The sequence below is a fragment of the uncultured Chitinophaga sp. genome, from assembly GCF_937874145.1.
Lineage (GTDB): Bacteria > Bacteroidota > Bacteroidia > Chitinophagales > Chitinophagaceae > Chitinophaga.
On record NZ_CALNBI010000471.1, the window covers coordinates 1 to 5,019 of the forward strand.

A 5,019-nucleotide genomic window follows, 5' to 3' on the forward strand; every position below is an offset into this window, starting at 1 on the left:
GTTATAGGTATTGCCGCCCGCGCCCTGCTGGTACACGAGCATATAGCCGAGGTCGTAGGACCATCCTCTCCCGAAACCTTGCCTGATGCCCCCGAACAGGCGGATCTGGTCAAAGGTGTTGTACACCACCGATTGCCCGAACTGGACGGCCAGCTCGTTGGCGATGCTGATCTGCGGGAATTTTGGGTTTTTAGAGACAGGGATCCCCAGGCTGAGGAGATAGCGGAGCCGGCTGGAAAACGAAAAGTCGCCGGTGGATTTGCCGTTGTCCAGCACTTCGCGCCAGCGCTGTTCATTACGGAAACGGTTGAGGACGCTCACGGTGTTGATGCGGCTGCTGTATAAAATCTGCTGGTACACGCGGTTTTCATCCGCGAAAGCGGTTTTGCCGTTGACGGTAGATGCGAGCCACATATGCCCGTATCCGGCTACCAGCGAGAGATTATCGGCTAACCAGTAACTGGCGCCGCCGCGTACGAAGTAGAAACTTGGGTCGGCGATGTAGTTCGTGCGGCGGACATGCACATCCGCGATAGCGCCCCAGCGGTCGCTGAACCGCATGGTGGAATTGACCGAAAGCCAGACGTGCTGGTTATCCGTGATCTGTTTCGCGGGTGTTTGGGCGGTGGCAAGCGTAGAGCAAAGGATCAAAAGCCAGGAGGCGGCATGTCGCATAAAGGAAAACGAAGTTTACCCATTACAACAATAAAACACGCCCGTTGGTTGCGGCAATCCTGCGCAGGATGGGGCAATCCTTCTACAATCCTTATTTCAGCTCGATCGTCATTTCCCCGTCCTTAGCGCTGACATCAAACGCCGCTTCGTTAAAGAAAGCGGGCCGCATGGCGGGGCGCACGTCGTTGCTGAACCCGTATTTCTCCGTGGGCTTGCCAATGAAACTCAGGTTGAGATCCTTGTCGCCGTTTTCGTCGAGGAAGGCGCTGATGGCGTACTTGCCCGAGGGTACTTTGGGGAACGTAACTATCACTTCACCGATACCGTTTACCGGAACGATCTTCGCGATGGTGGCCTTTTTCGGCTTCATGAAGTCGGAGGAATTGACGTACCATCCGATATAGACGTCGCCCTTCTTGTTTTCAAGATTCGTCAGCTTGATTTTGTAGGTCCCCTGTGCGGCGGCGCCGGCGCTCATAAGCATGGAAACAGTAAAGATAGTGAGGTAACAGAATCGGGTCATAAGTTCGTTTTGTATGAATATGAAAAAGATGTGCCATGATGATGGCCTGTCTTTTGAGGTGGTTCCCGTAAAACCAAATATATGGCAAAGTATGGTAAAAAAAGCCAGGACAAGGTGGAGCGGGCCATGCATGAGATGAAGGAAGGCAAGCTGAAGAGCGGCCGTAGCGGTAAGAAGGTCACCAACCCTAAGCAGGCCATCGCCATCGGTTTGAGTGAAGCGCGGGAAGAAGGCGGCAAAGTGCCTAAAAAGGCCGCTGCAAAGAAAACATCTACCCGCAAAGCCGCTTCCAAACCCGGACCGAAAAAGTCTGCCGCCAAATCCGGTGAAAAGAAAACCTCAACCCGTAAAGCCGCCTCCAAGCCTGGGCCGAAGAAGTCCACTACCAGGAAGGCCGCTTCCAAACCAGGGCCTAAAAAATCCGCCGCCAAATCCGGCACGAAGAAGAAAACCACCGCCAAGCGCGCTACGCGAAAAAAAGCGGCAGCCGCATCCTGACGGAATCATGCAAAAAAACGATCGCCGACCTTCACAGGCCGGCGATCCCGTTTAAAACAAACCCCGAATAATTAGTTATGCATCAGGTCCGGCTGGCGGAATTTCGCCATCAGCAGGTCCTTATTCTCCTGCGTCCATTTAGCGATCCTCCTGCGGGCTTTCGCGCCTTTGTACGGAGCGTATAAAACACCCAATGCCGCGCCTACGATCATACCGGCGCCAAGTACCGCTGCTGTTTTCAGATTCTTTTTCATATCGTTTCGTGTTTTATCGTTTGAATTGATAACACAAAAGTACATGGTGCTGCGCGCGCCGGGAATGACGGCGGGCAGTTCCAGCCTGATTTTCGTCAGTGCGGGAAAAGGCAGATCATGGGAATGGTGACGATGAAGAGGTAAACGAACCAGTGGTAAGTCTGGTCGTCCGCTTTGGGCGTTTTGTACAGCCAGAGCCGCAGCGCGATCCCCCAGTGCCAGAGCGCCTGCGCGATGAGGATGCCCGTCAGCAGCACGCTGCCGAAAATCTCACCCAGCGAAGCCTGCGACCAAAAAATGCAGAAGTACACGAACGGCGAACCGATGAGGAACCAGGCGCTGAGGAACACCCGGGCCATGCGGTCGCCCACGGCTAGGGGCAATGTTTTCCTGCCCATGATGGCGTCTCCCGTTTGGTCGCGCATGTCCTGCACCGGCAATCCCAGCCCGGCCCAGAGGCTGATGGTGATGATGAACCACCAGGCCTTTGCGCCCACTTCGCCCACAATGCTCCATTCCGCCGCCAGCAGCGTAACGGTGCCCAGCGAAATGCAGACAACGTTTTTGGTGAACCAATGGTTGCTGCAGCCCCATTTGCACAGCATCTGGGTGACCACCATCCAGGCCAGGGCCAGGGGCAGCACATGCAGGAAGGCCGCTACGACGAGGAACAGGATATTGTATACCACCAGGCGGAGGCGCGTTTCGGATTCGGTAACGAGCCCCTGCACCAGGGGCCTGTCGGGCTTGTTGATGCGGTCCTCCTCCACGGAATTCACCTGGTTGGCGATGCAGAAGGTGAGGATATACAGCAGCGTGTACGCCGCCGAATAGAAGAAATACTGCGGAAACTCGGACACCGGCCTGCCCACATACACCCAGGCGGCGATAAATGTGATCATGCAGGGGATGACGGTATCCCAGATATCGTTGTTGATGAAGCGCCAAATAAGATACAATTCGCGCATGGAGGCGGAAACCGCCGATTTGCATAGGTAAAACATACTTTTATTAGTGATAGACGGGTGGAGAAAAATGTGTCTTCACTAAAAATAGAAATATTTCAGCAAATCATCGGTATTGAACGAAATCCTTTCGCTATGCGGGTTGCGGCTTGCGTGCGGGAAGATGTTTTTCGAGCAATGCCTGGAGGTCGGTGTACAGGAAGGGTTTTACGAGGTAATCGCTCGCGCCCTGGCGCAGCAGGCTCTCGCGCGCTTCGGTGAAAGCGTCGCCGGAAGAAATGATCACGGGCAGATGGCGTAGCGCGGGTTCGTTGCGGATGTGCTGCAATACCTGCGCGCCCTGTATCCCTGGTAAATGGCTGTCTGTAATAACGAGATCGGGAATGGTGACGTTCAGCATCCGGAGCCCCTCCTCCCCGCTTTCTGCCATGAGCGCCACGGCGCCTGCGTCTGCCAGGTAGCGTTGCAAAACGTGCCGGCTGATCAGGTCGTCTTCCACCACGAGTACGGTATAGCCATCGAACCGCGCGGACCGGCGCGCTACGGGGACGGCCGTTTCCGGGCCTTCCGCGCTTATGAGCGGCAGCATAAACCGGAAAACGGTGTGCGCATGCTGGTTTTCGGCGGATACTTCCCCGCCCAGGCGCTGCGTCAGCTGGCGGGTGATCTGCAATCCGAGGCCCGTGCCTTCCACTTCACCGTTCCGCTCCGCTACGAATGGCTTGAACATATCGGCAAGCTTCTCCTGCCGGATAGTGCCTTCGTTCTTCACCGTTCCCATCAACCTGTCGCCTTTCCGTTCCAGCCGTACTTCCACCAGCGAGCCTGCGGGTGCGAATTTCACGGCGTTGGACAGCAGGTTGTTGACGATTTTGGTGAGGAAGATCCGGTCGGTGGCGATCCATTCGGGCAGCGCCGGGTGGATATGCAGCTGGATGCGCACGTTGCGCGTATTGGCGACGTAACGGTTGATGGCCACGCAGGCTTCGATGCCCTCGCGCAGGCGGACCGGCGCGGGATGCGGCTCGTCGAGCATGCCGGCTTCTATCTTGGCGAGATCCAGCACATTATTGATGATTTCGCGGGAAAGGTAACTAGCGGCATACAGGTAGCCGATCTCTTCCCGGAGCGCCGGGTCGCCGATCTGCATCTTCCGTTCGTTCAGCAATTGCGCGATCCCGAAAACGGCATTGAGCGGCGTCCGGATCTCGTGGCTGGTTTCCCGGAGAAATTTTGTCTTGGCCGCGTCGGCTTCCTTCAGGGCTTCCATCAGGAGCTCATTTTCGCGGAGGAACATATCGTTCTGGCGGATGATGAAATAAGTGACATATCCCATCAATGCCAGCATCCCCGCCCAGCAGGCCATTTTAACGATGGGCATGTTGGCGGGCACCACGTAAATGGGTTCCACGATCCCGAAATAGTGATTCGCTTCCACCGCCAGCAGTAGCGCCAGGGCGGAAAAGAGGGTCACCAGGCGGAGGTTTTTATGCTTGAAGACGATGAACGATGCGCCGATGAGGAAGGTCAGCAGGAATGCCGTGATCATCTCGATGGGCATGGCATTGCCGAGCATCGACCCGAAATAGACGGCAAATGTACAGTGGATCACCAGCGTGGCCAGGCTGGCCTGCGAATAACAGCGCCGGTGGTTGAGGTAAATGACGCCCCCCCAGCACAGGCCCTCTCCGCCCGCCGGTACGAGTATCCGCAACGAACCGGTATACAAATACAGCAGCGATGCCACCACGGCGATCAGGGATGCCGTCAGCAGCGAAAGGGTGTTGATGATGACGATACCACGCCTGACCCGGGGATTCTCTACCCCGGCGGTGCCGGTATGTATCCATCGTTGCAGGAGGTCCTTCAGTAGGGATCGTTGGCCAGGGATCCTAGTTTCCATGCATAGCGGGTTATAAAATACGTCTCTCTGATGTCTCTGATGTCTTTTGAACAGTTGTAGTAACAGTCCCGGCCAAGATACAATTTTTTTATCTGGCTTTGTGGAATCGCTGGGAGTTTGAAACGGGCTATCTCCATATGACTTCCCACTTTTCCAATCCGGACCGCAACGGTTTCCTGCAAAACGCCTGCCGCCTTCCCA

6 protein-coding genes are annotated in these 5,019 nt (G+C 55.8%); 1 reads left to right on the top strand and 5 read right to left on the bottom strand.

From position 1 onward, the window contains the following. Nucleotides 1–675 (bottom strand): DUF2490 domain-containing protein (locus Q0510_RS22660; RefSeq protein WP_298716826.1); only part of this gene is annotated, 675 nt, incomplete at its 3' end. Nucleotides 676–766: 91 nt separating this feature from the next. Continuing rightward, nucleotides 767–1,198, bottom strand: coding sequence for a DUF2141 domain-containing protein (locus tag Q0510_RS22665; protein WP_298716829.1), 432 nt, complete (start codon nt 1,196–1,198; stop codon nt 767–769). An 81-nt stretch (nt 1,199–1,279) separates the two neighbouring features. On the opposite strand from Q0510_RS22665, the gene Q0510_RS22670 reads away from it, so the two are divergent. Further along, entirely contained in the window at nt 1,280–1,696 is a 417-nt protein-coding gene (locus Q0510_RS22670) for a DUF6496 domain-containing protein (protein WP_298716831.1), read from the top strand. A gap of 71 nt (nt 1,697–1,767) precedes the next feature. On the opposite strand, the gene Q0510_RS22675 is transcribed toward Q0510_RS22670, so the two are convergent. The 3 genes from Q0510_RS22675 to Q0510_RS22685 form a co-directional block, all read right to left on the bottom strand. Further along, on the bottom strand, nt 1,768–1,950 hold the full coding sequence (locus tag Q0510_RS22675; protein WP_298716834.1) for a YtxH domain-containing protein: 183 nt from the start codon (nt 1,948–1,950) through the stop codon (nt 1,768–1,770). Between the two features lie 95 nt (nt 1,951–2,045). Beyond that, nucleotides 2,046–2,954 (bottom strand): UbiA family prenyltransferase, encoded by a 909-nt coding sequence (locus tag Q0510_RS22680; RefSeq protein ID WP_298716837.1) that lies wholly within the window; start codon nt 2,952–2,954, stop codon nt 2,046–2,048. 94 nt (nt 2,955–3,048) lie between these two features. After that, nucleotides 3,049–4,818, bottom strand: a complete 1,770-nt coding sequence (locus tag Q0510_RS22685; RefSeq protein ID WP_298716840.1) for a response regulator — start codon at nt 4,816–4,818, stop codon at nt 3,049–3,051. Between the last annotated feature and the right edge of the window lie 201 nt (nt 4,819–5,019).

Bases quoted from the DNA above. Each gene is read 5' to 3' on its own strand.
- Q0510_RS22665 (WP_298716829.1), bottom strand. From the start codon at position 1,198: ATGACCCGATTCTGTTACCTCACTATCTTTACTGTTTCCATGCTTATG.
- Q0510_RS22670 (WP_298716831.1), top strand. From the start codon at position 1,280: ATGGCAAAGTATGGTAAAAAAAGCCAGGACAAGGTGGAGCGGGCCATG.
- Q0510_RS22675 (WP_298716834.1), bottom strand. From the start codon at position 1,950: ATGAAAAAGAATCTGAAAACAGCAGCGGTACTTGGCGCCGGTATGATC.
- Q0510_RS22680 (WP_298716837.1), bottom strand. From the start codon at position 2,954: ATGTTTTACCTATGCAAATCGGCGGTTTCCGCCTCCATGCGCGAATTG.
- Q0510_RS22685 (WP_298716840.1), bottom strand. From the start codon at position 4,818: ATGGAAACTAGGATCCCTGGCCAACGATCCCTACTGAAGGACCTCCTG.